General features: G+C 72.3%; 21 protein-coding genes. 10 read left to right on the top strand and 11 right to left on the bottom strand.

Annotation, left to right across the window (positions count from 1 at the left end; translation table 11 throughout):
• From Afe05nite_RS41190 to Afe05nite_RS41205, 4 genes are all read left to right on the top strand, one after another.
• Nucleotides 1-329 (top strand): hypothetical protein (locus tag Afe05nite_RS41190; protein ID WP_203822791.1); only part of this gene is annotated, 329 nt, incomplete at its 5' end.
• 10 nt (nucleotides 330-339) lie between these two features.
• Nucleotides 340-3,153: a coiled-coil domain-containing protein gene (locus tag Afe05nite_RS41195; protein ID WP_203822792.1), complete on the top strand. Its 2,814-nt coding sequence runs from the start codon at nucleotides 340-342 to the stop codon at nucleotides 3,151-3,153.
• A gap of 22 nt (nucleotides 3,154-3,175) precedes the next feature.
• Nucleotides 3,176-3,937: an FKBP-type peptidyl-prolyl cis-trans isomerase gene (locus Afe05nite_RS41200; RefSeq protein WP_239118599.1), complete on the top strand. Its 762-nt coding sequence runs from the start codon at nucleotides 3,176-3,178 to the stop codon at nucleotides 3,935-3,937.
• Complete coding sequence (locus tag Afe05nite_RS41205; protein WP_203822793.1) at nucleotides 3,937-4,938, top strand: NAD(P)H-dependent glycerol-3-phosphate dehydrogenase; 1,002 nt, start codon at nucleotides 3,937-3,939, stop codon at nucleotides 4,936-4,938. The genes Afe05nite_RS41200 and Afe05nite_RS41205 overlap by 1 nt, the downstream gene beginning before the upstream one ends.
• A 158-nt stretch (nucleotides 4,939-5,096) precedes the next feature.
• Here Afe05nite_RS41205 and Afe05nite_RS41210 read toward each other — a convergent pair whose 3' ends face one another.
• Together Afe05nite_RS41210 and Afe05nite_RS41215 are read right to left on the bottom strand one after the other, a co-directional pair.
• Nucleotides 5,097-5,552: a hypothetical protein gene (locus tag Afe05nite_RS41210; protein WP_203822794.1), complete on the bottom strand. Its 456-nt coding sequence runs from the start codon at nucleotides 5,550-5,552 to the stop codon at nucleotides 5,097-5,099.
• 461 nt (nucleotides 5,553-6,013) lie between these two features.
• The gene (locus Afe05nite_RS41215) at nucleotides 6,014-6,370 is read right to left on the bottom strand and encodes a PRC-barrel domain-containing protein (RefSeq protein ID WP_203822795.1); all 357 of its coding nucleotides are present in this window, start codon (nucleotides 6,368-6,370) and stop codon (nucleotides 6,014-6,016) included.
• Between the two features lie 97 nt (nucleotides 6,371-6,467).
• On the opposite strand from Afe05nite_RS41215, the gene Afe05nite_RS41220 reads away from it, so the two are divergent.
• From Afe05nite_RS41220 to Afe05nite_RS41230, 3 genes are all read left to right on the top strand, one after another.
• A complete protein-coding gene (locus tag Afe05nite_RS41220; RefSeq protein ID WP_203822796.1) occupies nucleotides 6,468-7,355 on the top strand; it encodes a glycosyltransferase family 2 protein in 888 nt (295 codons plus the stop codon).
• Nucleotides 7,356-7,571: 216 nt separating this feature from the next.
• The gene (locus tag Afe05nite_RS41225; protein WP_203822797.1) at nucleotides 7,572-10,001 is read left to right on the top strand and encodes an immune inhibitor A domain-containing protein; all 2,430 of its coding nucleotides are present in this window, start codon (nucleotides 7,572-7,574) and stop codon (nucleotides 9,999-10,001) included.
• Between the two features lie 134 nt (nucleotides 10,002-10,135).
• The gene (locus Afe05nite_RS41230; protein WP_239118600.1) at nucleotides 10,136-11,911 is read left to right on the top strand and encodes a hypothetical protein; all 1,776 of its coding nucleotides are present in this window, start codon (nucleotides 10,136-10,138) and stop codon (nucleotides 11,909-11,911) included.
• Between the two features lie 103 nt (nucleotides 11,912-12,014).
• On the opposite strand, the gene Afe05nite_RS41235 is transcribed toward Afe05nite_RS41230, so the two are convergent.
• Genes Afe05nite_RS41235 through Afe05nite_RS41275 form a run of 9 tightly spaced genes read right to left on the bottom strand, consistent with a single transcriptional unit; the run spans nucleotide 12,015 to nucleotide 22,622 of the window.
• A complete protein-coding gene (locus Afe05nite_RS41235; RefSeq protein ID WP_203822798.1) occupies nucleotides 12,015-12,923 on the bottom strand; it encodes a ScbA/BarX family gamma-butyrolactone biosynthesis protein in 909 nt (302 codons plus the stop codon).
• Complete coding sequence (locus Afe05nite_RS41240) at nucleotides 12,913-13,770, bottom strand: LLM class F420-dependent oxidoreductase (protein WP_203822799.1); 858 nt, start codon at nucleotides 13,768-13,770, stop codon at nucleotides 12,913-12,915. Before Afe05nite_RS41240 ends, Afe05nite_RS41235 begins: the two co-directional genes overlap by 11 nt.
• Nucleotides 13,770-14,708, bottom strand: coding sequence for a UbiA prenyltransferase family protein (locus tag Afe05nite_RS41245; protein WP_239118601.1), 939 nt, complete (start codon nucleotides 14,706-14,708; stop codon nucleotides 13,770-13,772). The genes Afe05nite_RS41240 and Afe05nite_RS41245 overlap by 1 nt, the downstream gene beginning before the upstream one ends.
• Nucleotides 14,705-15,652, bottom strand: a complete 948-nt coding sequence (locus tag Afe05nite_RS41250) for a nucleoside-diphosphate kinase (RefSeq protein ID WP_203822800.1) — start codon at nucleotides 15,650-15,652, stop codon at nucleotides 14,705-14,707. The genes Afe05nite_RS41245 and Afe05nite_RS41250 overlap by 4 nt, the downstream gene beginning before the upstream one ends.
• Nucleotides 15,649-16,701 (bottom strand): SDR family oxidoreductase, encoded by a 1,053-nt coding sequence (locus Afe05nite_RS41255; protein ID WP_203822801.1) that lies wholly within the window; start codon nucleotides 16,699-16,701, stop codon nucleotides 15,649-15,651. Before Afe05nite_RS41255 ends, Afe05nite_RS41250 begins: the two co-directional genes overlap by 4 nt.
• Nucleotides 16,698-16,928 (bottom strand): acyl carrier protein, encoded by a 231-nt coding sequence (locus tag Afe05nite_RS41260; RefSeq protein ID WP_203822802.1) that lies wholly within the window; start codon nucleotides 16,926-16,928, stop codon nucleotides 16,698-16,700. The genes Afe05nite_RS41255 and Afe05nite_RS41260 overlap by 4 nt, the downstream gene beginning before the upstream one ends.
• The gene (locus Afe05nite_RS41265; RefSeq protein ID WP_203822803.1) at nucleotides 16,925-18,484 is read right to left on the bottom strand and encodes a hypothetical protein; all 1,560 of its coding nucleotides are present in this window, start codon (nucleotides 18,482-18,484) and stop codon (nucleotides 16,925-16,927) included. Before Afe05nite_RS41265 ends, Afe05nite_RS41260 begins: the two co-directional genes overlap by 4 nt.
• Nucleotides 18,481-20,103, bottom strand: a complete 1,623-nt coding sequence (locus tag Afe05nite_RS41270; RefSeq protein WP_203822804.1) for an AMP-binding protein — start codon at nucleotides 20,101-20,103, stop codon at nucleotides 18,481-18,483. Before Afe05nite_RS41270 ends, Afe05nite_RS41265 begins: the two co-directional genes overlap by 4 nt.
• Nucleotides 20,100-22,622, bottom strand: coding sequence for a phosphoenolpyruvate synthase (locus tag Afe05nite_RS41275; RefSeq protein ID WP_275407552.1), 2,523 nt, complete (start codon nucleotides 22,620-22,622; stop codon nucleotides 20,100-20,102). Before Afe05nite_RS41275 ends, Afe05nite_RS41270 begins: the two co-directional genes overlap by 4 nt.
• A gap of 463 nt (nucleotides 22,623-23,085) precedes the next feature.
• Between Afe05nite_RS41275 and Afe05nite_RS41280 the strand changes: the two genes are divergently transcribed.
• From Afe05nite_RS41280 to Afe05nite_RS41290, 3 genes are all read left to right on the top strand, one after another.
• Nucleotides 23,086-23,433 carry a GntR family transcriptional regulator gene (locus tag Afe05nite_RS41280; RefSeq protein WP_203822805.1) on the top strand — a complete coding sequence of 116 codons (348 nt, stop codon included), beginning with the start codon at nucleotides 23,086-23,088 and terminating at the stop codon, nucleotides 23,431-23,433.
• A gap of 25 nt (nucleotides 23,434-23,458) precedes the next feature.
• Nucleotides 23,459-23,926 carry a hypothetical protein gene (locus Afe05nite_RS41285; protein WP_203822806.1) on the top strand — a complete coding sequence of 156 codons (468 nt, stop codon included), beginning with the start codon at nucleotides 23,459-23,461 and terminating at the stop codon, nucleotides 23,924-23,926.
• 140 nt (nucleotides 23,927-24,066) lie between these two features.
• Nucleotides 24,067-24,561: cellulose-binding domain-containing protein (locus tag Afe05nite_RS41290; protein WP_203822807.1), on the top strand; the 495-nt coding region annotated here is incomplete at its 3' end.

Below are 24,561 nucleotides of genomic sequence, written 5' to 3' on the forward strand. Positions count from 1 at the left end.
CCCGCCGCGATGCCCGCGCCCGCCGCGATGCCCGCGCCCGCCGCGATGCCCGCGCCCGCCGCGATGCCCGCGCCTGCCGCGACGCCCGGCCCCGCATCCGCCGCCCCGGCCGCGCCCGCAACTGCGTCACCCGCATCCGCCGCGCCTGCTGCGGCAGCGGCGTCACCCGCAGCGGCTGCCCCCGCACCCGCTTCGCCCGCGCCCGTGGCGATGGCGGCGCCCGCGTTCGGTGCCGGGGCGCCCGCTGCGGCGGCGACCCCGCCGGCGGCGCCGGTGGTGGCGAAGCGGGCGGGTGGTCGGCGGCCGGTGGCGGTGGCCGGGGCGGCTGAGGTGGCACAGGTGCCCAGCGTCGCCGCCCTGGTGGAGCGGGTGGCCGCGCGCCGCGCTGAGGTGGTGGCGGCGGGGGACCAGGCACGGGCGGCGCTGCGGGCGGCCGCGGAGGCGGAGGGTGGGCGGATCCGGGCGGCGGCGGACGGCGAGGCGGCGCGGATCCTGGCCGTCACCGAGGAGAGCATCGTCGCGGCGGTGCAGGCCGCCGGTGGGGCCGAGGCGGCGGTGCGGGCGGCGCGCGTACGGGAGATCGGTCGGATCGACGCGGAGGCCGAGGCGACCCTGTCGGCCCTGGACGGCGCGTTGCGGGAGAGCCAGGCCGCCGCTCTCGGTGCCGCGGAGCGGCATGCGGCGGCCGCCGTCGCCGGCGGGGAGCGGGAGGCGCAGCGGGCCGTCACCGGCGCCCGGGAGCGGGCCGGGCAGGCGGTCGCCGTCGGGCAGGGCCGGGCCGCGACGCTCGAGCCCACCAAACGGGGCGCCCGGAAGGCTCGGGCGGCGCGGGAGATCTCGCAGGAGACGGCCGGCGAGATCGTGAAGGCGGGTGCGGCCACCGCCGGGACGGCCCGCACCGACATGGCCGCGCTGGCCGGCAAGTTCCGCGGGGAGGGCGCGGCGGTGGCCGAGCAGATGGCGGGAGCGGATCTGGCGTCGGCGCGGCAGCGGGTGATCGATCGGCGGGCGGCGGCGGTGTCCGCGGTGGACCGGGCGGCCGAGCAGGCGCTCGCTCAGGTGGCGAGCGACCGGGACGCCGTCGTCGAGCAACTCGGGGCCATGCGGGCGGCGGCGGGTGACGTGGCGCGCGCCGCCGCGGCCGCTGCGACTGCGATTGATCAGGGCCTGCAGGCCGGGCTGGCCGGGGTCGACGCGGCCGTCGCCGAGATCGCCGGCGGGCTGGACGAGGTGGCGGCGGTCGCCGACGCGCTCACCGGCCGGTCGGTGGCCGACCTGACGGCGGCCGGTGCCGAGCTGGACGCGGCGGCCGGCGAAGTCCTCGGCGAACTGGACCGGCTGGTGCAGGGCAGCGCGAGCGGCATGGGCTTCGCCGCCGGGACGGTCGCCGACGACATGCGGCAGCAGGCCGATCTGCTCACGGCGCCGGCGGCACAGGCCGCGACCGATTTCAATCAGCGTACGGGCGACGCGGCGCGCGCCACCGTGGACGGCATCACCGGGCAGGCCGACGAGACGCTCGCCGAGTACTCGACGATCCGTACCGGCGTGACCGGCACCTTCGCCAGGGCGCTCGCCGACGCCGACCGCAAGTGGGCCGAGCAGGAGACCGGCGGGCTCGCCGAGGTGGCCCGCAGGGTCGGCGAGGGCATCGCGGCCCAGCAGAAGATGCTCGACGAGGTGGGCCGGCGGATCGACGAGCGGGCCGCCGAGATCGAGAACGAGAGTTGGTGGGATCGCGCGGTCGGGTTCGTCGCCGGGTTCGTGGTGGGTTTCCTGGCCACCGCGTGGGAAATGATCAAGGTGCTGGGCGTCATCGCGCTGGTGGCCCTGGCGGTCGTCGTGGTGGCGGTGATCATCGGGGCGCTGGTGGCCGGCCTGGCCGGGATCGTGGCGGTCTTCGCGGCGCTGGCGGCCGTCGCGTCGTTCGTCGCGGCGATCTCCGGCGTACTGCTGGCGATCGGCGTCGTGGTGGTCGCGTGCATGGCGGGCTACAAGCTCTACAAGGCATTCTCCGACGACACCCTGTCGGCGTACGAGAAGGGGAAGCTCGTCGGCGGTGCCACCTTCGACGTGGCCTCGCTGGTTCTCGGCGCGAAGTTCGTGAGCTGGGCGGGCCGGCTGTTCGGGCTGGGGGTGGCCGCGGAAGCGGGCGCCGAGGCGGCCGCGCTGGCCCGGCTGCGCGCGGTGATCGCCGACGAGGCGGTGCTGGAGCGGCTGCTGGCGGCGGCCGGTGGGGACACCGTCAAGCTGGAGCGGATGCTGGCCGGCGTGGGTGGCGACGCCGGCGGGCTCGACGATCTGGTCCGCGCGACCGGTGGGGACGCGGCGTTGCTGGACGAGGCGGTGGCGAACACCGCGAAGGTACGCGCGCAGACCGTGGAGGCGCTCGGCGACGCGAAGCCGGCCACGCCGATCGGTGAGATCGGCCCGGATCAGCCGCTGGGCCAGGCGATGGCCCTGTTCGACAGCACGAACCCGCAGATGGCCAAGGATCTGCGGGTCGCGTACGAGGCACTGACCGACGCCGAGACCGTCGCCGACACGGTGGCCCGGGTCCAGGCGCGGGCGATCGATCTCGCGGCCCGGGGCGTCGGGAAGCCGTTCGAGGTGGCCCTGCGCAGCGTCACCGACGGCCGGATCGTCACCCTGCACCTGGATCTTGGCGACAAGGCCGAGGCGTTCCTCGCCGCCGTGCTCGACCTGTCCAAGAAGGCGCCGGACGAGGTGATCAATCTGCTGCCGGGGCAACTGGAGCTGACCGAGCCGGCCTTCTTCGCGGACGTCGTCACCAAGGGTGAGTCGTTCCTGGACATCTCGGCGATCGTCAAGACGGCGCCGGAGCACGGCGCGGCCACCCACCTGCTGCAGGATCTGGTCGTCGACCGCGCCCTCGCCCGGTCCGGGAGCCAGCTGACCGGCCGCGCCCTGCGCCAGGCCCTCGCCCCGGCGGCCGGCGAGAAGGACATCCCGCGGGCGTTCGCCTGGGATCACATCTGGGACGCTTTCGGCGACGTGGTCAACAACCCGAACTTCCTCAACGCCCGGCTCGGGCAGATCTTCGGGGATCTCGACGCGGTGCTCGTCCACATCGACGAGGCGTGGGCGGCCAAGTTCGGCAAACTGCTCGGGAAGAAGGTGAAGCCGGAGTAGCCGGGTGTCGTATTGTCGGGCGGTGCCGGATTCCGTAACGAGCCGCGGCGACGCGGCCGACAAGCGTGCCGTTGCTGGTTCTCCTCGCCGCCCGGCCGGCCCGGCCCGGCCGCTCAAGCCCGCCGGCCCGCCGCTCAAGACCAAGGCCGAGAAACGGGCCGAGGCGAAGGCCGCCAAAGCGCGCGCCCGGGTGATGCGCAAGCGCCGTCAGGTGCTGACCGTCGCGGGCGCGGCGGTCGTCGTGCTGGCTCTCGTCATCGGGCTCTTCGTGTGGATCGGCAACTCCTCGTCGTCGAGCCCCGCCGCCGCCCCGGCCGATCCCAGCGCCGCCGCTCCGGGTGCCGCCGACCCCGGCGCCGCGAGCCCGAGCGCCGCCCCGGCGGCCGCGTTCCCGCCGGTGCCCGCGGGCGCCGACCCGGCGTTGGGCAAGAAGCCGGCCGCGACCGCCGGCAGTGGCGCGGTCACCGAGCTCAAGACGACGACGCTGATCCAGGGGACCGGCGCGGCGGTCCGGAGTGGCCAGACGATCAGCGTCAACTACGTCGGTGTCACCTACGGCGACGGCAAGGAGTTCGACTCGTCCTGGAGCCGCTCCGAGCCGTTCAGTTTCCAGGCCGGGGCCGGCAAGGTCATCAAGGGCTGGGACCAGGGGCTGGTCGGGGTCAAGGTGGGCAGCCGGGTGCAGCTCGACATCCCGGCCGACCTGGCCTACGGCGAGCACCCGAGCGGCGGCCAGCCGGCCGGCGCGCTGCGGTTCGTGGTCGACGTCCTGTCGGCGTCCTGATGCGGATCACCGTGCTGGGTGCCGGCTCCTGGGGCACCACGGTCGCCTCGGTGCTCACCCGCCGGGATCACGAGTCGCTGATCTGGGCGCGCAGTCCCGCCGCCGCGGAAGAGATCAACACCAAGCACACCAACGGGCGCTATCTCGACGGCTTCCCGCTCCCGAGCCGGCTGCGCGCCACCGCCGACCTCGCCGAAGCCGCCGGTCACGCCGAGCTGCTGGTCGTCGGCGTGCCCACCGGGGCGTTCCGGTCGGCCCTCGAGCAGGTGCGCCCGGACCTGCACCCGTGGATCCCGGTGGTGAGCCTCAGCAAGGGGCTGGAGCGCGACTCGCTGCTGCGCATGACCGAGGTGATCAAAGAGGTGCTGCCGGGGCATCCGGCCGCCGCGCTCACCGGGCCCAACCTGGCCAAGGAGATCATGTCGGGGATGGCGGCGGCCACCGTGATCGCCACCGAGGACCGCACCGTCGCCGCGGAGATCCAGCGGGTGTTCCGCCGGGGCCTGCTGCGCGTCTACACCAACCACGACGTGATCGGTTGCGAGGTCGGCGGGGCGCTGAAGAACGTCGTGGCCATCGCCACCGGCATCGCCCAGGGTCTCGGCGTCGGTGACAACACCCGGGCCGGGGTGATCTCCCGCGGCCTCGCCGAACTGACCACCCTCGCGGTCGCGATGGGCGGCGAGCCGAGCACCCTGGCCGGACTGGCCGGGATGGGCGACCTGGTGGCGACGTGCATCAGCCCGCACTCCCGCAACCGCTACGTCGGCGAGCAGCTGGGCCGCGGTCGCAGCCTGGACGACATCCTGGCCGAGATGGGACAGGTCGCCGAGGGGGTCAAGACCGTGCACGCGGCGGTCCGGCTGGCCGACCAGCACGGCCTGGCCATGCCGATCACCCGCACCATCCACCGGGTGGTGAGCGGTGACCTGACCGCCGAGCGAGCGTACGACGGTCTGCTGCGCTCCCACCCGGCCGGTCACGAGTCCGAGCCCGGCTGACGCTCGGCTACCGGTCGCCGCCGCGGGGGCTCCACGTCTCCGGCGTCGCGGATCGCATGGTGATCGACATGCGTCGACTCGAGCACACCCGGCCGACGCCGCAAACGATTTACGCCGCCGGCGCCGGGCCCCGCGGAGCGGAGCGGGCCGGGCCGGGATCAGCGGGCGAGGGCGGGTCGCAGGGTGGTGGTCCGGGTGGTCCGCGGGCGGCCACGCCGGGTGAAGCCGTTGTCGGCGGCGCGCGGCACGGATTCCGGTTTGGTGCGGTTCACCGTGCGGCGCAGGCTCGGGTGCCGGGTCTCCCACGCCTCCCGGACCCGGGACGGCAGGTGCAGGTCGCGCCACACCTGCCGGAGGGTGGCCGGGTTGATCAGGTCCTCGATCTCGCCGCACCCGGCCGCCTCGCACAGCACCTGCTGATAGGCGGTGCGCAGTTGGGCGGGGTCCTCGAGGTCGTAGCGGCGGCGGCTGGCGTGGCCGCAACTCATGTGGTGCGGCACCTCGAGGACCCCGAGGCTGTTGCCGTGGAGATCGTCTATCCGGTCGGGGACGGCTGGGGCACGGCGTGCGGCGCTGCGATTCCGGCGGCCGTCACGGGTGGCGACGTACGACATGACCTCAGGCTAGGGCGTCCGGGCCGCGGTTTTCCCAACTCCCGCCCAGCGGTGACGGCGGTCCGCATGAGTGCCTGCTGGCGTCATCTGATGACTCCCACGGCAGGGTGTGGTCACTGGGATGGAAAGAGTCGAGCGGTTCGTCGGGGTGGCCTCCGGCGTCCAGAGTGGAACGGTGACGATCACCGACGGGTTCCGGCGCGAGTGGCTCCGCGATCCGTTGACGGTCGGCGCCGTCGTGCCCGGCCCGGTGATCAGTCCGAGTCGAGGCCGTGGCAGACCGTCGTGGTGCAGCCCTCGCCCAGACCGTGGCAGGTCGGGCACCGGTCGTCGTGCTGCTCGATCGCGGGCTTCTGGTCCTTCATCGCGTGCTCCCTTGATAGCCGCCGTGCGGCTATCAGCCTTACCGGTCGGCGGCCGGCCGGGCAGGGCCTTCCGGCCCGCCCGGCCCGGGGCGGGAGTCAGCGGCGGGCCAGCTGGCGTTCACCGCCCGCACCGGTCTCGTACGGCAGGTTGTAGTGGGCGAACAACCTGGGCTCGTCGGCGGCCGACAGCTCGCCGTCCAGGTCGATCGACGGGGCGTCGCCGACCAGCTTCTTCTCGTAGCGGACACGGACCGCGCTCGGGCTCACCGTGGCACCGTCCAGGGGTACGAAGACCAGGCGGTGGCGACCGATGATGCCGACCTTCACGGTGGCGAAGGCGGGGTTGTCGGTCGCGGTGTCGACGTAGACGGCCTCGAGGTCGCCGATCTTGCTGCCGTCGGGGTCGATCACTTTTTCGCCACGCCAGTCGCGCAGGTTCTCAGCTGGGAACATGCGTCTCGGATGCCCGGCGGCGGGCGCGCCGAAACGGTGACCCGGGCTCCACCATTCGCCCATTTCATGAAATGTCCGAGTTAGTTAGATTTCTTTCATGACTCAGGACCGTCGCAGCACCGTTCGATCAACGCCGGACCGCCGCCGCAGCGAGCCGGGTGGACCCCGCCGCGCGCCCCTGGTCAGCGTCGTCATCCCGACCCTCAACGAGGAGCTCAACCTGCCGCACGTGTTCGGTGCGCTGCCGGCCGGGCTGCACGAGGTGGTGCTGGTCGACGGCGGCTCGGTCGACAACACGGTGGCGGTCGCCCGCGAGTTGCGCCCCGACGTCGTGGTGGTGCGCCAGACGCGTACCGGAAAGGGAAACGCTCTTGCCGTGGGGTTCGCGGCCTGCACGGGTGACGCCATCGTGATGATCGACGCGGACGGCTCGACCGACCCCCAGGAGATCAGCCGCTTCGTCGAGGCGCTGATCAGCGGGGCCGAGTTCGCCAAGGGCTCGCGCTTCGGCAAGGGCGGGCACAGCCACGACATCACGCCGCTGCGCAAGGCCGGCAACATGGGCCTCAACATGTTCGTCAACCGGCTGTTCGGGACGAAGTTCACCGATCTCTGCTACGGCTACAACGCGTTCTGGCGCCGCGCCGTACCGGTCATGGACCTGCCCGCGACCGACCTGCCGGCCCCGGCCGGCGGCGGCAAGCTGTGGGGCGACGGCTTCGAGATCGAGACGCTGATCAACATCCGGGTCGCGGCGGGCGGCATGCGGGTGACCGAGGTGTCGAGCATCGAGCACGAGCGCATCCACGGGGTCAGCAACCTCAACACCTTCAAGGACGGGACCCGCGTCCTGCGGACGATCCTGAGCGAGTTCCGCCGCGGCCGCCGGCTGCGCAAGGCCATCCCGGTGCTCACCGTGCCCGGCAGCAGCTGGCAGGGAAACGTGGACAAGTTGCTCACCGCGGAGTCCCGCCGGGCGGTTTAGTCAGGCCCGTCGGACGGGATACCTTGCGTCACCTTCTCGGGTGAAACACCCGTAGAAGCGTCCCCCGCAAAAATTGAATAGGGATCCGTCTAAGTATTCCCAGTGCAGGTCATCGATGCCTACGTTCCTAGGCGGGCCGTGACGGTCCACATTGAAACCGGGCCGAGACCCGTAACACCTGTGGGTCCCGGCATGACCGCTCCGGGGGAACAATCGATGCGCAAACTCTTAGCGGGTCTGCTGGGTCTGAGCCTGGCTTCCGGACTGGGCGTCTCGCTCGGTCCGGCGGCCGTGGCCGCCCCGCCGGCGGGCAACACCGCCGCCGAACCCGCCGAACGAAGTGACGAGCTGATCAGCCCGCTCGAGCAGAAACGACGGGCGCTGCGGGAGAAGGGCGTCAGCGACGTCCTGTCCGGTCGCGCCAAGCCGGAGGTCCGCAACGGCAGCACGGTCGTCAAGGTCGGCCAGGCCGCCGGTGGCGGGGCGTTCGGCGGCAAGGCCAAGCACCGGGGCGGCTCGCCGGACAACCGCGACCAATACGTGGAACTGGCGCGGGAACGGACCGACCGGATCTTCGTGATCCTCGCCGAGTTCGGCAACGAGCGCGACCCGCGCTTCCCCGACCAGGACACCGACCCGGGCACGGCGGGACCGCAGCGCTTCGACGGGCCGCTGCACAACCAGATCCCGGCGCCCGATCGCACGGCCGACAACACGACCGTGTGGCAGGCCGACTACACCCAGAAGCACTACCAGGACCTCTACTTCGGCAAGGGCCGCAACGTCGAGTCGGTCAAGACCTACTACGAGACCCAGTCGTCGGGGCGCTACAGCGTCGACGGCACGGTCACCGACTGGGTCAAGGTCAAATACAACGAGGCCCGGTACGGGCGGTCCGGCGACGACCCGGCCGACGCGAACGGCGACGACCCCGAGGTCTGCTCCAGCAACGTCTGCAACACGACGTACGACCTGGTGCGCGACGCCGCCAACCAGTGGGTCGCCGACCAGCTCGCCCGGGGTCGCACCAAGGCTCAGGTGGTCGCCGAGCTCAAGACGTTCGACCAGTGGGACCGCTACGACTTCGACGGTGACGGCGACTTCAACGAGCCGGACGGCTACCTCGACCACTTCCAGATCGTGCACGCCGGCGGCGACGAGGCGGACGGTGATCCCTACCAGGGTGAGGACGCCATCTGGAGCCACCGCGCGTTCGCCTACGGCGACGACGAGGGCGACCGCGGGCCGACCGGCAACCTGCTCGGGGGCACCGAGATCGCCGACACCGGCCTGTGGATCGGCGACTACACCATCCAGCCGGAGAACGGCGGGCTGTCGGTGTTCGCCCACGAGTACGGCCACGACCTGGGCCTGCCGGACGACTACAACGTCCTCGCCGGCGGCAACGGCAACAACGAGTACTGGACGCTGATGGCGCAGAGCCGGCTCAACGCCGCCGGTGAGCCGCTCGGCACCCGGCCGGGTGACCTGGGCGCGTGGAACAAGCTCCAGCTCGGCTGGCTCGACTACGAGACGGTGGTGGCCAAGCAGAAACGCACCCTCGAACTCGGCCCGCAGGAATACAACAGCGACAAGGCCCAGGCGGCCGTCGTGGTGCTGCCGAAGAAGACGGTGACGACCGAGTTCGGCGCCCCGTTCTCCGGAAGCCGGCAGTATTTCTCCGGCAATGCCGACGACCTGCGGAACTCGATGACCCGCCGATTCGACCTGACCGGGACGACCACTCCGGCGTTGTCGCTCAAGGCGCGGTACAACATCGAGGAAGGCTTCGACTACCTGTACGTACGGGCGTCGCTCGACGGCCAGAGATGGACCGCTCTCGACGGCACCGTCGACGGCCGGCCGTTCGGCCGGGACGGGGCCAACCCGCCGCGGCCCGCGATCGACGGCAGCACCGACAACCGGTGGGTCGACATCTCGGTGCCGCTCGGCGCGTACGCCGGGCAGAATGTCTATCTGCAGTTCTACTACCGCACCGACGGCGGGTTCTCGGCCGGTGGGTTCTTCTCCGACGACCTCCGGGTCACCGACGGCGCCACGGTGCTGTTCAGCGACGACGCCGAGGCCACCACCTCGCCGTGGACGCTGAAGGGCTTCAGCACCGTCGGCACCAGTGCGACCGGGCAGTACGACAACTACTACATCGCCGGCCACCGCACCTATGTCTCCTACGACCGCTATCTCAAGACCGGGCCCTACAATTTCGGCTTCCTCAACACCAAGCCGGACTGGGTCGAGCACTACTCCTACCAACCGGGTGTGCTTATCTCGTACTGGGACACCTCGCAGGTCGACAACGACACCAACTGGCACCCGGGCGTGGGCCGCAACCTTTACATCGACTCGCACCCGCAGCCGTTCTACCGGATGGACGGCCTGCCGTTCAGTTCCCGGATCCAGGTGTACGACGCGCCGTTCGGTCTGCGTAAGGCCGACTCGATGACGCTGCACATCAACGGCAAGGCCTCCTACGTCCGTGGGCAGCCCGGTCAGCCGCTGTTCGACGACACCCAGAAGTACTTCTACGACGAGTTGCCGAACCACGGGGTCAAGCTCCCGGCGGTCGGCGTCAAGATCCGGGTGCTGGCCGAGGACGGCACCACCGCCCGGATTCGTATCTCGTAATCCGTGGTCCGGCCGACACGGCCCGGGAACCGAACGGTTCCCGGGCCGTGTCGCATCGAATTACTTCTATGAGATTGCGAAGCGTCATGTTAGCGTCACCCCGCTGGATGTCATGAGTTTCCCGGGGGATCACCTTGTCCGATGTCGCGACCGAGCCCGACGTCGCCCCGGCGGTCACCGAGGCGGACCAGCCGGCCAGGCGCCTGCGATTGCCGGAGTGGGGCGCCGCCACGATCGGTTCGTTCCTGCTCGCCATCGCCATGACCTGGCTCATCCCGCCCTACGCGGCCGACCTGGCGTCGGGTGGTGTCAAGCCCGCGACCATCGGCAACCCGGCGACCACGATCGCCGGCGACGGTGGTGACACCGCCGCCCAGGCCTGGCTGGTCGCCTGGGACGGGCACGCGCTCAAGCACGGCCTGAGCGGGTGGTGGGAGTCCAACGCGTTCTACCCGGCCAAGTACGGCCTGGCGCTCAACGACACCCTGTTCGGCTACGTCCCGGCCGGGCTGATCGGCCACGGCATGACGGCCGCGCTGCTGCGCTACAACATCCTGTTCGTGTTCGCCTTCGGGCTCGCCTTCCTCGGCGGTTACGCCCTGGTGCGCCAGCTCGGCGCGGGCCGGGTGGCCGCGGCGGTGGCCGGTGCTGCCCTGGCCTACACGCCCTGGCGGTACGGCCACATCGGCCACCTCAACATCCTCTCCACCGGCGGTATCACCCTGGCGTTCGCGATGCTCGCCCGCGGCCACGGCTGGTCCCTCGCCCGCGGTTACCTGCGCGAACGGGTGCGGCCGGGCTGGGCGATCGCCGGCTGGGTGGTCGCCGCCTGGCAGGTCAGCCTGGGCTTCGGGGTCGGACTCGTCTTCGTCTACATGCTGGCCCTGACGTTCCTGTGCGCCGGGGTCGGCTGGCTGGTCCGCGGCCGTCCGCCGCTGCCGGGGCGGCTGATCCTCGGCGACCTCGGCGGCGGCCTGTTCTTCACCGCGGTCACCGGCTATTTCGCGTACGCCTACCAGCACATCCGCGAGCTCTACCCGGACGTGCTCCGGTCCTGGGAGTACACCGGCGCGTTCTCCCCGACACTGCGCGGCCTGCTGGTCGCGCCGGGCCCGACGCTGCTCTGGGGCAAGATGCACGAGCCGGGCCGAATGGCGCTCGGCGTCGCCGACAACGAGAAGGCGCTGCTCTGCGGCTACGCGCTCTACCTGCTCGCGTTCGGCGGCATGTTCCTGTCGATCTGGTCGATGCGGCAACGGCTGCTGATGCTGGCCGGGACGGTCGTGGGGGTGCTGTTCGCGCTCGGCACCAACGGCCCCACCTACCGCCTGCTCTACCTCTACGTGCCCGGGTTCGACGGCAGCCGTACCCCCGGCCGGTTGATCCTCTGGCCCACCATCCTGCTCGCCGTTCTCGCCGCCGGTTTCGTCGCCGGGCTGGCCCGCGCCGCCCGCAACGCCACCCTGCCGGAATGGCGCCGGCCCGCCGCCCTCGTCGTCACCGTCCCCCTGCTGGTCGCGGTGCTCGCCGAAGGCCTGCCCGACCTGGCCCACGTGCGGATCGCCCCGCGGCCCGCCGCGATGGCCGCCGCCCCCGCCCCGTTCGTGGTGCTGCCCAGCGACGACGGCTTCGACAGCACCACCATGATCTGGTCGACCGAGGGCTTCCCGAAGATGGTCAACGGGGTCGCCAGCTACAACCCGCCGGACCGTCAGCAGGTGCGCGACACCATGCAGACCTTCCCCAGCGCGCAGAGCCTCGACCTGCTCCGCCAGCACGGCATCCGCAGCGTCGTGGTGGTGCGCGACCGGGTCGTCGGCACCCCCTTCGAGCTGGCCCTGGGCGCTCAGGGCGTGCCCGGCCTGACCCGCCGCGACATCGGCCCGGACGTCCTGTTCACCCTCGACTGATTCGCGGTGGCGATGACCCGCCCGGGACCGGCGACGCCGGTCTCGCCCGTGAGGCGGTCCGTTTCCGGTTTCCGGTTGGATCTCGCCGGCGGTGGTCGACGAGTCAGGCGATGTCGGTCGCTATCGTTGCCACCGCGGTGCCCGACTGGGTGGCGGTGACGATCAGTTCGCCACCGAGCGCGGTGCTGGTCAGCTCGACCGGGGCGTCCAGTTCGGCGAAGGTCTGGAAGGTCGCGCTCATGCTCCTCAGCACCGCCGAGCGGGGGTCCGGGCTCAGCGCGGTGGCGAGCTGGCGGGCCGCCTCGATGAGCAGGGTGCCGGGGACGTGGTCGAGCGGATGGTCGAAGAGCCCGGTGTGTTCGACCGGCACGATCAGCCGGGCGCGGTCGCCGGTGAGGTCGGCGAGCAGGACGTCGGCGGGTTCGGTGCGGCCGACCGCCGGGGGCGGGACGCTGCCGGTACGGTCGGCGGGCGGCAGGTCGGCCGAGGTGGGCACGGCGTCGCCCCGGCACCGGGTGCGCAGGGTCCGGTAGGCCGCCGCCGACGCGTAGCCGACGCTGATGCTCGCCCGGCCGATCGGGTCGTCGCCGAGGACCAGCGCGAACTCGAGGGTCAGGCTGCGGGTGCGGCTCCCGGCCCGCTGCGCGCCCGGCGCCGGCAGCGTCATCTCCAGCAGGGCGGTGCCGGTCGGCGGCATCCTGGTGTACGCGTCGGGGGCGAGCCGCAGCGCGAAGGCGTTCAGGATGAAGGCGGCGTCGCCGGGTACGTCGAAGTAGGTGTGCGCCAGGTAATTGTGGGCCTGCCGGCAGGCTTCGAGCACCAGCATCGGGTCGAGCCGCTGGTTGGCCGGGGCGGTGTGCGCGGCGTAATAGGCGTGCCCCGCCGGCAGGATCGCCGCCGCCCGGAAACCTCCTGCCCCGCAACCGCTCGCGGGCTGGACGTCGGTGAGGAACACCGTCTCGGTGTGCCGCCGGTGGATCGAGGACGGTTCGACGGTGGTGTCAGTGCGCATCGAGGATTCCTTCCCGGGCGACCGTCCGCAGCGCGCCCAAGTGCTCTTTCAGCGAGGTGAAGCCGGCCCCGAGCGTGCTCACCGCGAGGTGGGTGGCCCCGGCGGCCCGCCACCGGTGGACGCCGGCCGCGAAGCCGGGCGAGGAGCGGATCCGGCCGTGCATGCCGATCTCCGCGGGCCGGCGGCCGGCCGCGCGGGCCGCCGCCGCGACTGCCGCTCGGGCGGCGTCGAGTTCGGGACCGGGCTGCAGGCGGGGCAGCCAGCCGTCGCCGAGGCGGCCGGCTCGCCGATAGGCCGCGTCGGACGCACCGCCGATCCAGATCGGGATCGACCGGCCGGGAAGTGGTGCGATGCCGGCCGCCTCGACCAGTTCGCCGCTACCCGCGAAGGTGACCGATCGCCGCGTCCACAAGGCGCGTAGCAGGGCTATCTGCTCGTCGAGGCGGGCGCCGCGGTGGCTCATCGGGCGCCCCAGTGCCGCGTACTCGACGCTGTTCCAGCCGATCCCGACGCCCAGCCGCAGCCGGCCGCCGGAGAGCAGGTCGACCTCGGCCGCCTGTTTCGCGACCAGGCCGGTCTGCCGTTGCGGCAGGATCAGCACGCCGGTCACCAGGTCGAGGTCGCAGACGCCGGCCAGATAGCCGAACAGCACGAGCGGCTCATGGAACGGACTGTCCACGTCGTAGGGCCCGGACCAGCCCGGATGCCCGTTCGGGTCGGCGCCGAGCACATGGTCGTAGGCCAGCAGATGCCGGAAGCCCAGCTCCTGCACCGCCCGGGCGAAGTCACCCAGCTCCCGCGCGCCCCCGTGCAGCTCACCCTGCGGAAGCACCACCCCGATCTCCATCAGCCGACCAGCCCGGCGACGATCAGGGCGGCGTCGAAGACGATCAGGAACAGCATCGCGGCGGGCTTCGGCCAGACGGTCACCCGGCGGCCGAGGAACGCGCTCGCGGCGGCGACCGGGAAGACCAGCGCGACACTCGGCCACGGCGCGCCCGAGCCCGCGGCCAGGCCACACGCCGCGACCGCGCAGCCGAGCGCGACGAGCGCGCTGCCGACCGGCCCGAGCGCGGTGGCCGAGTAGCTCCGCGACCCCGGCGCCGCGCCCCACCTCGTCTTGCGGGCGAACTCGAAATGCAGGAAGGCCAGGGCGAAGACCAGGACCAGCACCCATTGACGTACGCCGTGCGCACCGGCCGAGACGAGCAGGTAGACCCCGATGAGCAGTTGCACCGGATACACCACGGCGATGTTCACGAGGGGCCGGTCGCGCAGCACCGGGAACCGCCGCTCGAGCGGGGTGAGCGCCGCCGCGTAGCCGAAGAACGCCACCGTCGCCGCCGCCGACCAGGGTGCGTGAAGCAGGTTCGCGACCACCACCACGGCGATCACGAGCCGGCCGGCCCGGCGCAGCTCGACCGCCGTGACTACCCCGGTGACCAGCGGCCGGTCCGGGTTGTGCACCCGGTCGTAGGCCTCGTCCTTCCGCTCGTCGACCAACCGCAGGTAGAACAGCAGCGCCAGCACCGTGGCCGCCCGCAGACCCGTCCCGCCCGTAGGCCGCCAGCCCCCGTCCGCCGACGCCGCCTCGAAGGCCGCCACCCACAGCACCGCGTAGGTGACGTGCACCGGCAGCGCGAAGACCGCGCCGACAAATTCCGCGCCCCGCGCGAGCACCCCGGCCCGCCCGTCCGGGTTGGCCCGGGTGGCGTCGTCGGGTCTCGCGGCGGGCGCGGGCCGGGTCGGTGGCGCTGTGGCCGGGCCGGGGGAGGGGACGGTCATGGGGCGGTGGCCCGGGCGGGTTCGCGCCAGCGGGACAGGTCGGCGCCGCGCAGCAGCTGGGCGTACTGGGGGCGGGACAGGGCCAGGGCGCCGCAGCCGACGACGGTGAGGTCCCAGCCGGCGAGGGGCAGGCCGGCCCGCCAGATCAGGTCGACGAGCGGGGCCCAGGCGGCGGCGTCCAGGTGGGCGCGCAGCTCCGCCCGGACGGTGGCGGGGAGCTCGTGGGTCGCCAGCAGCGAAGTGAGCTCGGCGGCGAGGCGGGCGGCGGCCGGTGCGAAGCGGAGGTCGTGGGCCGGCGCGGAGGCGTAGAGCTGGTCGGCCAGCTCGGCCGCCCGGTCGTGCCGGTCGATGCCGGGCAAAGCCTGCGTGACGAGGTCGCGGCGCTCGTCCGCGTCGAGGAGGATGCCCAGCTCGCGCACCACGTCGGCGGGTTCGTCCGAGGCATGCACCAGGTTGAGCAGGAAGCCGAAGTCGCCGAGCTGGGCGCGCAACTGGTCGGGGTGGCGCCGGGCCGGGTCGGCCGGGCCCTTGCGGTGGCTGAGCGCGACCGACGGCGGGACGGCGCCGTCCTCGGTGAGCAGCAGCACCAGCGAATCGCTCGACTGGCAGATGGCGTCGGCGAGTCGCGAGCGGGCCGGCGTGGCCCGGTTCAGCTGGTAGTGCCACATCGCCCGGACGGCGCCGCGGGTCATCCGGAGCCTGCGGGCGGCCACCACCCGCAGGCCGGTCGTACGCACCCAGCCGAGCACCGCGCCGATCGACCGGGAGGCGACCGCATCGGGTTTGAGCAGCAACAACGCATGTCCGGTCGCGAACTCGACGCCGTTGCCGGTGAGGTCGGCCAGCTGCTCGTACGTCTCGATGAAGTAGCTGTCGGTGCTGAAGTGACGCCGCTTGTCCGGGTCGTGGGTGAGTCCGCCGGGCAACGGCGGCCCGTAGGTCATCGGCCGACCTCGGCGAGCGCCTCGTCGACGCCGGGCAGGGGCGCGCCGAGGTAGCCGGCCCGGACCGCGTAGTCGATGATCTTGCGCAATTGATCGGGGCCGTTCGTCGCACGCCGGTTGGTGCGCAGGCCGGCTGCGGCGGTGTCGTCGAAGGTCTGACGGCGGCGGAAGTAGCTCTCGTAGAGCGACAGCATCCGGTCCCAGTAGGCGCGTTCGACGCCGGGCAGCGCGGCCGGGGAGAAGGTCGCGGGGGCGACGTAACGCGGCACCCGGAACGACGGATACTCGGCGAGTACGTCCGAGACGTGGCGCATCGACACCGACGAACCGACCGCGTGCAGGGTCAGGCCGTCGGCCCGGTTCTCGGCGACGTCGGCGATCAGCGCCGCCACGTGGTCGACGCCGACCAGGTCGACGCACGCGTCGAAGTGGCCCGGGATGGCGGTGACCCGGCCCTCGGAGAGCAGCTTCAGGACCACGTAGATGTTCTTGAACTCGCGGACCACGCCGGTTCGGGTGGCGCCGACGACGACGCTGGGGCGCACCACAGTGGTCGCGAGCCCCTCCGCGGCGGCCTTGCGCACCAGCAGCTCGGCGTCGAACTTGCTGCGCTCGTAGTGGTTGCCGAACCGCTGCCGGGCGTCGAGCGCGGTCTCCAGGATGTGGCCGTCCTGCTCGCCGCACACATAGGCGGTGCTGACGTGGATCAGTCGGGCGCCGGCCTCGGTGGCCAGGTCCAGCACGTTCGCGGTGCCGGCCACGTTCACCGCCTCGTAGGTCTCGCGCGGCCGGCCGAAGTCGGTGATCGCGGCCGAGTGCACGATCAGGTCGACCCGCGCGGCGAGCAGCCGCCGGCTCGGCTCGTCGAGGCCGAGCCGGGGGAGGGTGACGTCCCCGGTGACCAGTTCGGCCCGGACGTGGCGGCCGTTGTTCGCGGTCAGGGTGCGTACCCGGTGGACCAGCCCGATGACGTGGTGGCCGTTCCTCGTCAGACGGGCGCACACCTCGGCGCCGACCAGCCCGGCCGCGCCGGTGACCAGGACGTTCATGCCCGCACCTGACGCACCAGGTCGGCGACGTCGCCGGCGGTGACCACGTCGACGCTCTCGCCCATGTCCAGCGGTGGCAGGCCGAAGTGCTTCTCGAGGGCCATCGCCAGCTCGATCAGCCGCAGCGAGTCGTACCTCAGGTCGTCGCGCAACCGGGTGGCGGCGCCGATCTCGCCCGCCCGGTGCGGTGCCATCGCGCCGATCACCGCGTACACCTCGGTCGTCATCGGGCCTCCTTGGTGGTGGTGTGCGGCTGGGCACCGCCGCTGGACAGCAGGTCCTGGGCCTCGTCGAGGGGCAGCTGCTGGTCGAGGTAGGCGCCGAGGCGCAGCCAGTCGTAACCGATGTCGAGCGTGTGCTGCCATCCGTCGGCGGAGTCGAACGAGGACGGGAACGCGTCGCCGCCCGTCGCCGCCCGTACCGCGGTGACGAACTCGGCCAGGGCGGTCAGGTCGGGGGTGCCGTCCGACAGGCTCCGGGCCAGTTCCGCGATGCGGGGCTGCGGCGTCGGGAGCAGGTCGAGTCGGTGGATCAGGTCGGGGTCGCTGGGCAGCGGGCTCACCCCGTGCGCGCAGAGCAGGGCCCGCAGCCCGCCGTTGACGGCCCGCGCGGTCGCGAGCGCGGCGACCCCCCACTGCTCCCGGTCGAGGGCGCCGCGCAGGTCCTCGACGGCGTTCTCGACCATGACGTTGCCCCAGACCAGAGCCATCGCGGCGGCGGCGAACCGGTGGGCCGGCAGCGGCACCAGGTCGATCGAGCGCGGGTGAGTCGGGTTCGCGCCGGAGATGCTCAGGATCGGCTGGGTCATCGCGGGTGCCGGGGTGACGCTGCCGGCCGGGGCGGCCAGCGGCAGCCGCGGGGTGATGTCGGAGCCGCGCCAGGCGACCCGGATCAGGCCGAACCGGACGAACGCCGCGACCAGGTCACCGGTGCCGGGCGGATCCGCCGGCGAGACCAGCGGCCGGCCCCAGACGATCCGGCGCCACGCCCGTGCCGCCTCGGCGCCCAGCACGAACACGTCCTGCCGGTCGCGTACGAGGTGGACCCGGTCGCCGATCTGCCAGGTGGTCACCTCGCGGGGACGCTCCACGGTGAGCTGGCCGGGCCGCTCGTCGCAACCGGTCACGCCGAGGTCGGCGGCGGTCGCCTCGCCCCGCCGGTAACGCTCCACCAGGGGATCGGCGGCGAGCCTGTCGAGTTGCAGGGACAGCCACTTCGGCTCGAGGTAGGTCTCGCCGTGCCGGGCGGCCCAGCTCTTCGCGGCCTGCTGCAGACCGGCCCGCATCCAGCCGGCGGCCGGCTCCGGCTGCCCGAGTGCGGTCAGCATGACGGCGTGCCGGACGGACTGGCGGGCGTGCTCGGCCCACCATTTCGTCATGACGGCGGCGAAGTCCTCGTACGCCAGATTGTCGCGGACCTTTCTGATCAGGTCCGCGCCCCGCACCGGGTAACCGCGCAGGAACCGCTGGCACCGGTTGAGCAGGTGTTCGTCGAGCCGGGTGATCCGCCCGCGGTGCCCGGCCACGTCGAGCAGATGCCTGGTGATCTGGCCGACCGACCGGGTGCGGATCTCCACCCGGCGGCCGTCGACGAAGAAGATCGTCGGCATCGTCGGCATGTCCGCCTCCTGGTCGGCGACCAGCAGGAAGTCGATGTCGGAGCGGGAGTTGCCGAATCCCTCGGCGATCGAGCCCTCGAGGAGCAGGGCGGCGTCCGCGGGGGCGCTGATGCGGGCCAGGGTCTGCTCGGCGAGCGACGCGATCTGCGCCTCGGACAGGATCACGGGGCCACCTCGATCGTCGGGAAGCGGTCGCTGTCGTCGCGCAGTTGCTGCCAGAGCGCCCGGCGGCGGGGCTTGCCGCTGGTGGTCCGCTTGATCAGGCCGTGGCCGACGACGAACCGCAGCCGCGCACCGGGGCCGATCCGGGCCCGCAGCGCCGCCGCCGCGGTGGTCTCCCACTCGCCGCGCCGGCCTTCGACGAAGAGCGCGACGCCGGCCCGGTCGGTCTCCGGCGCGCTGACCACCACGCATCGCGCCGCGGCCAGGCCGGTGGCCTCGACCACCGCCGCGTCCAGGTCCTCCACGTAGACGACGCGGCCGTTGACCTTGAGGCTGTCGCCCATCCGCCCGAGCACGAAGAGCTCGCCGGCGTACCGGAACCCGGCATCCCCGGTCCGCAGGCGCCCGTCGCCCGCGCCGCCCTCGCCCGCGTCGCTCCCGGCGGATCGGCCGGTGGTCACGGTGGTGCCGCTCACCACGATTTCGCCGAGACAGCCGTCGGGCACCTCCGCGCCGTCCTCGTCGACGACGCCGACCGCGGTGTCCAGCACCGGGCCGCCGCAGCCGGTGAGCCAGCCGCCGCCGGCCGGCACCGGCTCGTCGCCGAGCCGGAACCGGTGCTCCACCTTCACCGGCTGACCGAAGCGGAGCGTGTCCGGGTCGACCCGCACCACGAGCGGCCGGGTGCGCGGCCGGGTGGCGGTCACCCCGAGGGTCGTCTCGGCCATGCCGTAGGCCGGGCGCAACGCCGACGGGTCGAAGCCCGCCGGTTCCAGTGCGGTGGCGAACCGGTCGAGCACAGCCGGGTCGACCGTCTGGGCGCCGACGAACAGGGTGCGCCAGCCGGAGAGGTCCAAGCCGGCGATGCGCTCGGCCGGGACGCGGGCCGCCGCGTACTCGAGAGCGAACGGCGGGGACGCGCTCACCGCCGCCGTGGTCATGCGCTCCAGCCACCGGGCCGGGTCGCGCAGGAACTGGGCCGGGCGCATCAGCGACAGGTCGCCCTGGCTGCAGATGGTCGTCAGCATCGTGCCGATCAGGCCCATGTCGTGATAGAGCGGCAGCCACGAGGCGCCCGCGTCGCCGTCCCGCCAGTCGCACCAGTCGCGCGAGCACTCGATGTTGACCGTCAGGTTGCGCCAGGTGACCGGGATGCCTCGGGGCGTGCCGGTGGAACCCGAGGTGAACTGCAGGATGGCCAGATCGTCGGCGGCCACCGGCAGCACGTCGATCGGATCGGCGGCCTCCCGGTGCCGGAACGGAACCTCCACCAGGTCGGCGTACTTCTCGTCGGTGACCACCAGCGCCGGCCGGGCCTGCCGCACGATCGACGCCACCAGCTCGACGTACTCGGCGGTGCGGTGGAAACTCGGCGGCGTGATCATGCAGGGGGTCAGGCCCGCCGCCCAGGCGCCGAAGAACGCGCACAGCGCCGGGTAGCCCGTCGGCATCAGCAGGCAGACCACGTCGCCCGGCCGGGCTCCGCCGGTGAGCATGGCGGCGCCGCTGCGCCGGGCGGCCAGGGCCAGCTCGGCGTACGGGTGGAAATCCCACCCGTCGTCGGTGGCGAGCCGCAGGCCGCGCCCCGGCCGGGGGTCGGTCAGCCAGCCACGGACGTTCATGCGGTCTCCAGCACGGTGATCGTGGCGTTGCCGCCGTCCATCCTGATCAACATCCCGGTTCGCAGTTCGCGGGTGGCGCCCTTGACCTTGACGATGGTCGGCACGCCCAGCTCACGCGCGACGATCGCGACGTGGGTGAGCGGGCTGCCGCGCTCGATGATCAGGCCGGCCGCGTTCGGCAGCGCCGCCACCCAGCCCGGATCGGTGCTGTAGGTGACGAGGATGCCGCCGTTGACGTCCTGCGGCCGGTCGGCCACGACCACCCGGCCGGTGGCGATGCCCGGCGCCGACGGGGTTCCGCGCAGCTCGCCCACGTCCTGCTGGGGCGCCGTCCAGCCGTCGAGGTTGCCCTGCCAGTAGGGCGCGCCCCGGGTCTCGAACCGCGGCGGTGCGCTCAGGGTCGACTGCCGTTGCTGGGTACGGCGCCGGACGGCCACGACGTCCCGCAGTTCGTCGTGCGCGATCTTGCCCTCGTACGCCCCGCTCAGCTCGTCCAGGCGCAGCAGGAAGACGTCCTCGAACCGGTCGATCGCGCCGACCGAGTGCAGATGCCGGCCGAGCGCCCGCAGGATCTGCTTGGCCGACCCGAACGCCCGGGTCCGGCAGAACCGCAGCCGCTCCCGGTGCGCGAGCGACCTCGAGGCCTTGCGGCGCACCAGCTCGTAGATCCACCGTTTCGGCCCGCGCAGGTGCTGGTCGAGGTATTCCTGAGCGGTGTCGTTGCCCTCGGTCTCCGGCGGAGCCCGCAGGGCGTCACGCAGCATCAGGTAGAGACTGGCCGGGTCCTCGCGCAGGTCCGGCACCTCCAGTTTGAGCTCGTCGGGGCTGCGGTAGCCGTGCTCGGCCACATAGGCCTCGACCGCGGCGAGCAGCTCGGTGTGGCCGTGCTCGGCCAGCGCGGCCGGGATCGCGGCCGGCTCGGTCTCCTGGATCAAGCTGATCAGCCGGTCGTCCGACTTCACCAGGGCGGCGAGGGCGGTCATCGCGCGGGCCGGTTCGGCCGACTCGACGTCCGCGCCCGGCCGGGCCGCGGCCCAGGTCAGCCACTGCGGCGCGGTGTCCGGCAGCCATTTCCGGCCGAGCACGGTGAGCACGCCCATCGACAGCAGGATCGTCGAGTCGAGCATCTGCATCGGGCCCCAGCGCAGCAGCAGGTCGCGGTGCAGCTTCTGGAACGCCCGGTAGGTCTCGGCAGCCGGCATCGAGGCGTAGTCGCGCTTGTCGAACACCGCGTACTGCTCGTAGAAGTAGGCGGTGAACCGCTTGACGTCGTGGTCCATCCGGAAGAACTTCCAGAAGAACGTCGCGGTGGTGCGGGCGCGGGCGGCTCGCCGCTGCCGGGCCGAGTCGAACTCGTAGGGGTACAGCGTCTCGGCGATCTCGTCCGGCAGCGACTCGTCGACGCCCATCGCGACCTCGAGCAGCCGCCGGTTGATGTCGTAGAACGGGGGGATCCGCTGCAGCCGGTACCAGTTGAGCAGGTTGTAGTAGACCCGGCCGTGGAAGCTGCCGAGCAGGTTGGGCAGCCACTCCCGCATCTGCCGCAGCTGCCTGTCGGGCACCCGCAGCGACCTGGCGAAACTGTCGTAGACAGCACCGTAGACCATCGCCGCGAAGGTGAAGGTCAGCGGCGAGGTGACGCCGCGGAAGCTCTCCACGATGTTGGAGTTGTCCCAGATCCGCAGCTCGCCGTCGGCGCCGGCGGGCCGGGCGGTGATCGGCCGGGCCTGCAGGATCCACAGCTGACCGTCGGCGACCGCCCACTCGATGTCCTGCGGCCCGCCGAAGAACTCGGCGATCTCGCGCCCGGCCGCGTGCAGCTCCGCCAGGTCCACCTTGGCCAGCGACAGCGCCGCCCGCTCGGCCTCCGGCACCGCGGTCACGACGCAGCCGCCCCCGGCCGCATGGTCGTAGCGCTCGGCCTTGTCGCCGAGTTCGGTCTCCAGCACCGTCCCGCTGCGCGCGTCGAGGATCGCGGTGTCGGCGTCGACCGCGCCGGAGACGATGCCCTCGCCGAGTCCGTAGACCGCGCTCACCACGAACCGGTCACGCCTGCCGGTCACCGGATCGGCGGTGAACAGCACGCCACTGACCTCGGCGCGCACCATCCGCTGGATCAGCACGCCCATGCCCGCCGGTTCGCCGGCCAGGCCGTTGCCCTGCCGGTAGTGCCGGGATCGCTCGGAGAACGCCGAGGCCCGGCACGCCCGGACCTTGTCGAGGACCTCGTCGAGGCCGGTGACGTTGAGGAACGTGTCGAACTGCCCGGCGAACGAGTGCGCGCTGCCGTCCTCCTCGAGGCCCGAGGAACGTACGGCCACCGCCCCGCCCCCGGCGCGCTCGTAGGCCTCGCGGATCAGCTCGGTCAGTTCGCTGTCCGCGAGCCGGTCGAAGTCCGCGCTGCTGATCGCCGCCCACGGCGGGATCCGCACGCCCGACCCGCTCAGGGCGGCGAGGTTGGCCGCCTTGGCTCCCGCGAGCCTCCTGGCCTCGGCGGCGCTGTCCACGGTGACGAGCACGGGCGGGTCCTTCCGGTCGCGGATAAGCCGCTCGCCATCCACCCACGGTCCATCGGCCGCTCACCACCCCTCAATTGCTCCGAGTACGGAAATAGGGGTGGCGTGGTTACCGATGAATTACGTAGTGACGCCACTAGTCATCGTTTCGTCCACTGTGCTGCTCGACCCGCGACTTCGGCGCGAACATTCAGGCGATCATGCGTCCGGACGGCCTTGCGAGCTGGCCGGCCGACGCTTTGCCGGGACACCTGCACGAACTGACTCGCGCGACCTGACCTGGTCGGCCGGTCCGGCTGCGGGACCAGGCCTGCGTTCGACCCGGCCGGCGCATCGTCGGTGAAGAAGGTGCCCGGAACGGTCATTTCACGCGTGCGACGGGGTGGGCGCGGGGTGGGCGTAGGTGGGGTGGGGAGGGGCGAGGAGGTTGACTTGCTGACTTAATGGTGCTGATAATGCTAGCACCATGAGATGGGTAATCGATCATTCGTCGCGCGATCTGCTGCACCAGCAGATCGCTGGGTGTGTGCGGCAAGGGGTGGCGTCCGGGGAGTTGGCGGTGGGGGAGCAGCTTCCGCCGGCGGCTGAGTTGGCGGGGGCGCTGGCCGTGGACCGGAACACGGTGCTGGTGGCCTATCGGCAGTTGCGGGATGAGGGGCTGCTCGAGTTTCGGCGGGGGCGGGGCGCGCGGATCGCGTCGGCGATGGCGGAGCCGGCGGCGGTCACCGAGGCGGCGCAGGCGCTTGTGGCGGTGGCGCGCCGGCACGGGCTCGGGCGCGGGGATCTCATCCGGCTTATCGAGAAATTGACATGAACGACGGAGAGGGCGGTGCCCCGTGATGACATCTACGTTTCCCGGCCAGGGCCGGTTTTCGATCTACACCGGCCGGGTGACCAACTGGCCGATGGTGATTCTCAGCGTGGCCCTGACGGTGCCGCTGCTGATGTTCAGTGACGCGCAGGGGTGGGCGATCGCGGTGCTGGTGGCGGTGGCGCTCCTGGCCAATCTGCTGACCGGCACGAGTGTGCGCACGACGGCCGGGCCCAACGGGGTGGCGATCCGGTTCGGGGTGGTGGGATGGCCGCGGGCGGTCTACCGGATCGGGGAGATCGCGCGGGCCGAGGTCGTCGATCAGCATCCGTGGCGGGTGGCCTACGGATTCTGGTGGACTCCGCGCCGCACCAACTGCACGGTCCGGTCCGGGCCGGCGTTGCGGCTGATTTTGCGTACGGGCCGGATCGTGACCGTCTCGGTGCCTGACCCGCACGCCGCCGTGGCCGTGTTGGGCGAGGCGTCGGTGGCCTAGCGGACGGCACCTAAACAGTCGCTAAAAAAGCGTTACGAATCAAACGTTTTGCCTGCTCATTGTAGGTTTGGGAGCGCTCCCGTAGCGTGTCGAACGCATTAAGTTTCGTCGATGCGCATCCGCGCCGGGAGGACAGCTTCATGAACAGATTCTGGGCGGCCAAGGCCGCTCTGGTGTCGGCCGGCCTTGTCGGTCTCGCCTCGGCTGCCGTGGCCGTGGCCATGCCGGCCGGCGCGGCCGCCGCGGGATGCTCGGTGAACTATGCGGTGTCGTCCCAGTGGCAGGGTGGGTTCAACGGCGACGTGTCCATCACCAACCTCGGTGACGCGATGTCCGGTTGGACTCTCACGTGGTCGTTCCCGGCGGGCCAGACGGTGACGCAGGCGTGGAACGCGACGGTGACCCAGAGCGGCTCGGCGGTGACGGCCAAGAATGTCGCCTACAACGGGGCGCTCGCGACCGGTGGCACGGCGTCGTTCGGCTTCAACGGTTCGTGGACGGGCAGCAACCCGGTGCCGTCGAGCTTCGCGCTGAACGGCGTCGCCTGCACCGGTGGTACGACCCCGACGACCCCGACGACCACGACCCCGACCACCGGGCCGACCACGGGCCCGACCACCAGGCCGACCACGGGG

It is taken from the genome of Paractinoplanes ferrugineus (assembly GCF_016862195.1).
GTDB lineage: Bacteria > Actinomycetota > Actinomycetes > Mycobacteriales > Micromonosporaceae > Actinoplanes > Actinoplanes ferrugineus.

Excerpts from the sequence above, each read along its gene's own strand:
- Afe05nite_RS41270 (WP_203822804.1), bottom strand. The coding sequence starts at position 20,103 with ATGAACGTCCGTGGCTGGCTGACCGACCCCCGGCCGGGGCGCGGCCTG.
- Afe05nite_RS41260 (WP_203822802.1), bottom strand. The coding sequence starts at position 16,928 with ATGACGACCGAGGTGTACGCGGTGATCGGCGCGATGGCACCGCACCGG.
- Afe05nite_RS41245 (WP_239118601.1), bottom strand. The coding sequence starts at position 14,708 with ATGACCGTCCCCTCCCCCGGCCCGGCCACAGCGCCACCGACCCGGCCC.
- Afe05nite_RS41285 (WP_203822806.1), top strand. The coding sequence starts at position 23,459 with ATGACATCTACGTTTCCCGGCCAGGGCCGGTTTTCGATCTACACCGGC.
- Afe05nite_RS41235 (WP_203822798.1), bottom strand. The coding sequence starts at position 12,923 with ATGCGCACTGACACCACCGTCGAACCGTCCTCGATCCACCGGCGGCAC.
- Afe05nite_RS41205 (WP_203822793.1), top strand. The coding sequence starts at position 3,937 with ATGCGGATCACCGTGCTGGGTGCCGGCTCCTGGGGCACCACGGTCGCC.
- Afe05nite_RS41240 (WP_203822799.1), bottom strand. The coding sequence starts at position 13,770 with ATGGAGATCGGGGTGGTGCTTCCGCAGGGTGAGCTGCACGGGGGCGCG.
- Afe05nite_RS41255 (WP_203822801.1), bottom strand. The coding sequence starts at position 16,701 with ATGAACGTCCTGGTCACCGGCGCGGCCGGGCTGGTCGGCGCCGAGGTG.
- Afe05nite_RS41250 (WP_203822800.1), bottom strand. The coding sequence starts at position 15,652 with ATGACCTACGGGCCGCCGTTGCCCGGCGGACTCACCCACGACCCGGAC.
- Afe05nite_RS41280 (WP_203822805.1), top strand. The coding sequence starts at position 23,086 with ATGAGATGGGTAATCGATCATTCGTCGCGCGATCTGCTGCACCAGCAG.
- Afe05nite_RS41210 (WP_203822794.1), bottom strand. The coding sequence starts at position 5,552 with ATGTCGTACGTCGCCACCCGTGACGGCCGCCGGAATCGCAGCGCCGCA.
- Afe05nite_RS41225 (WP_203822797.1), top strand. The coding sequence starts at position 7,572 with ATGCGCAAACTCTTAGCGGGTCTGCTGGGTCTGAGCCTGGCTTCCGGA.
- Afe05nite_RS41220 (WP_203822796.1), top strand. The coding sequence starts at position 6,468 with ATGACTCAGGACCGTCGCAGCACCGTTCGATCAACGCCGGACCGCCGC.
- Afe05nite_RS41215 (WP_203822795.1), bottom strand. The coding sequence starts at position 6,370 with ATGTTCCCAGCTGAGAACCTGCGCGACTGGCGTGGCGAAAAAGTGATC.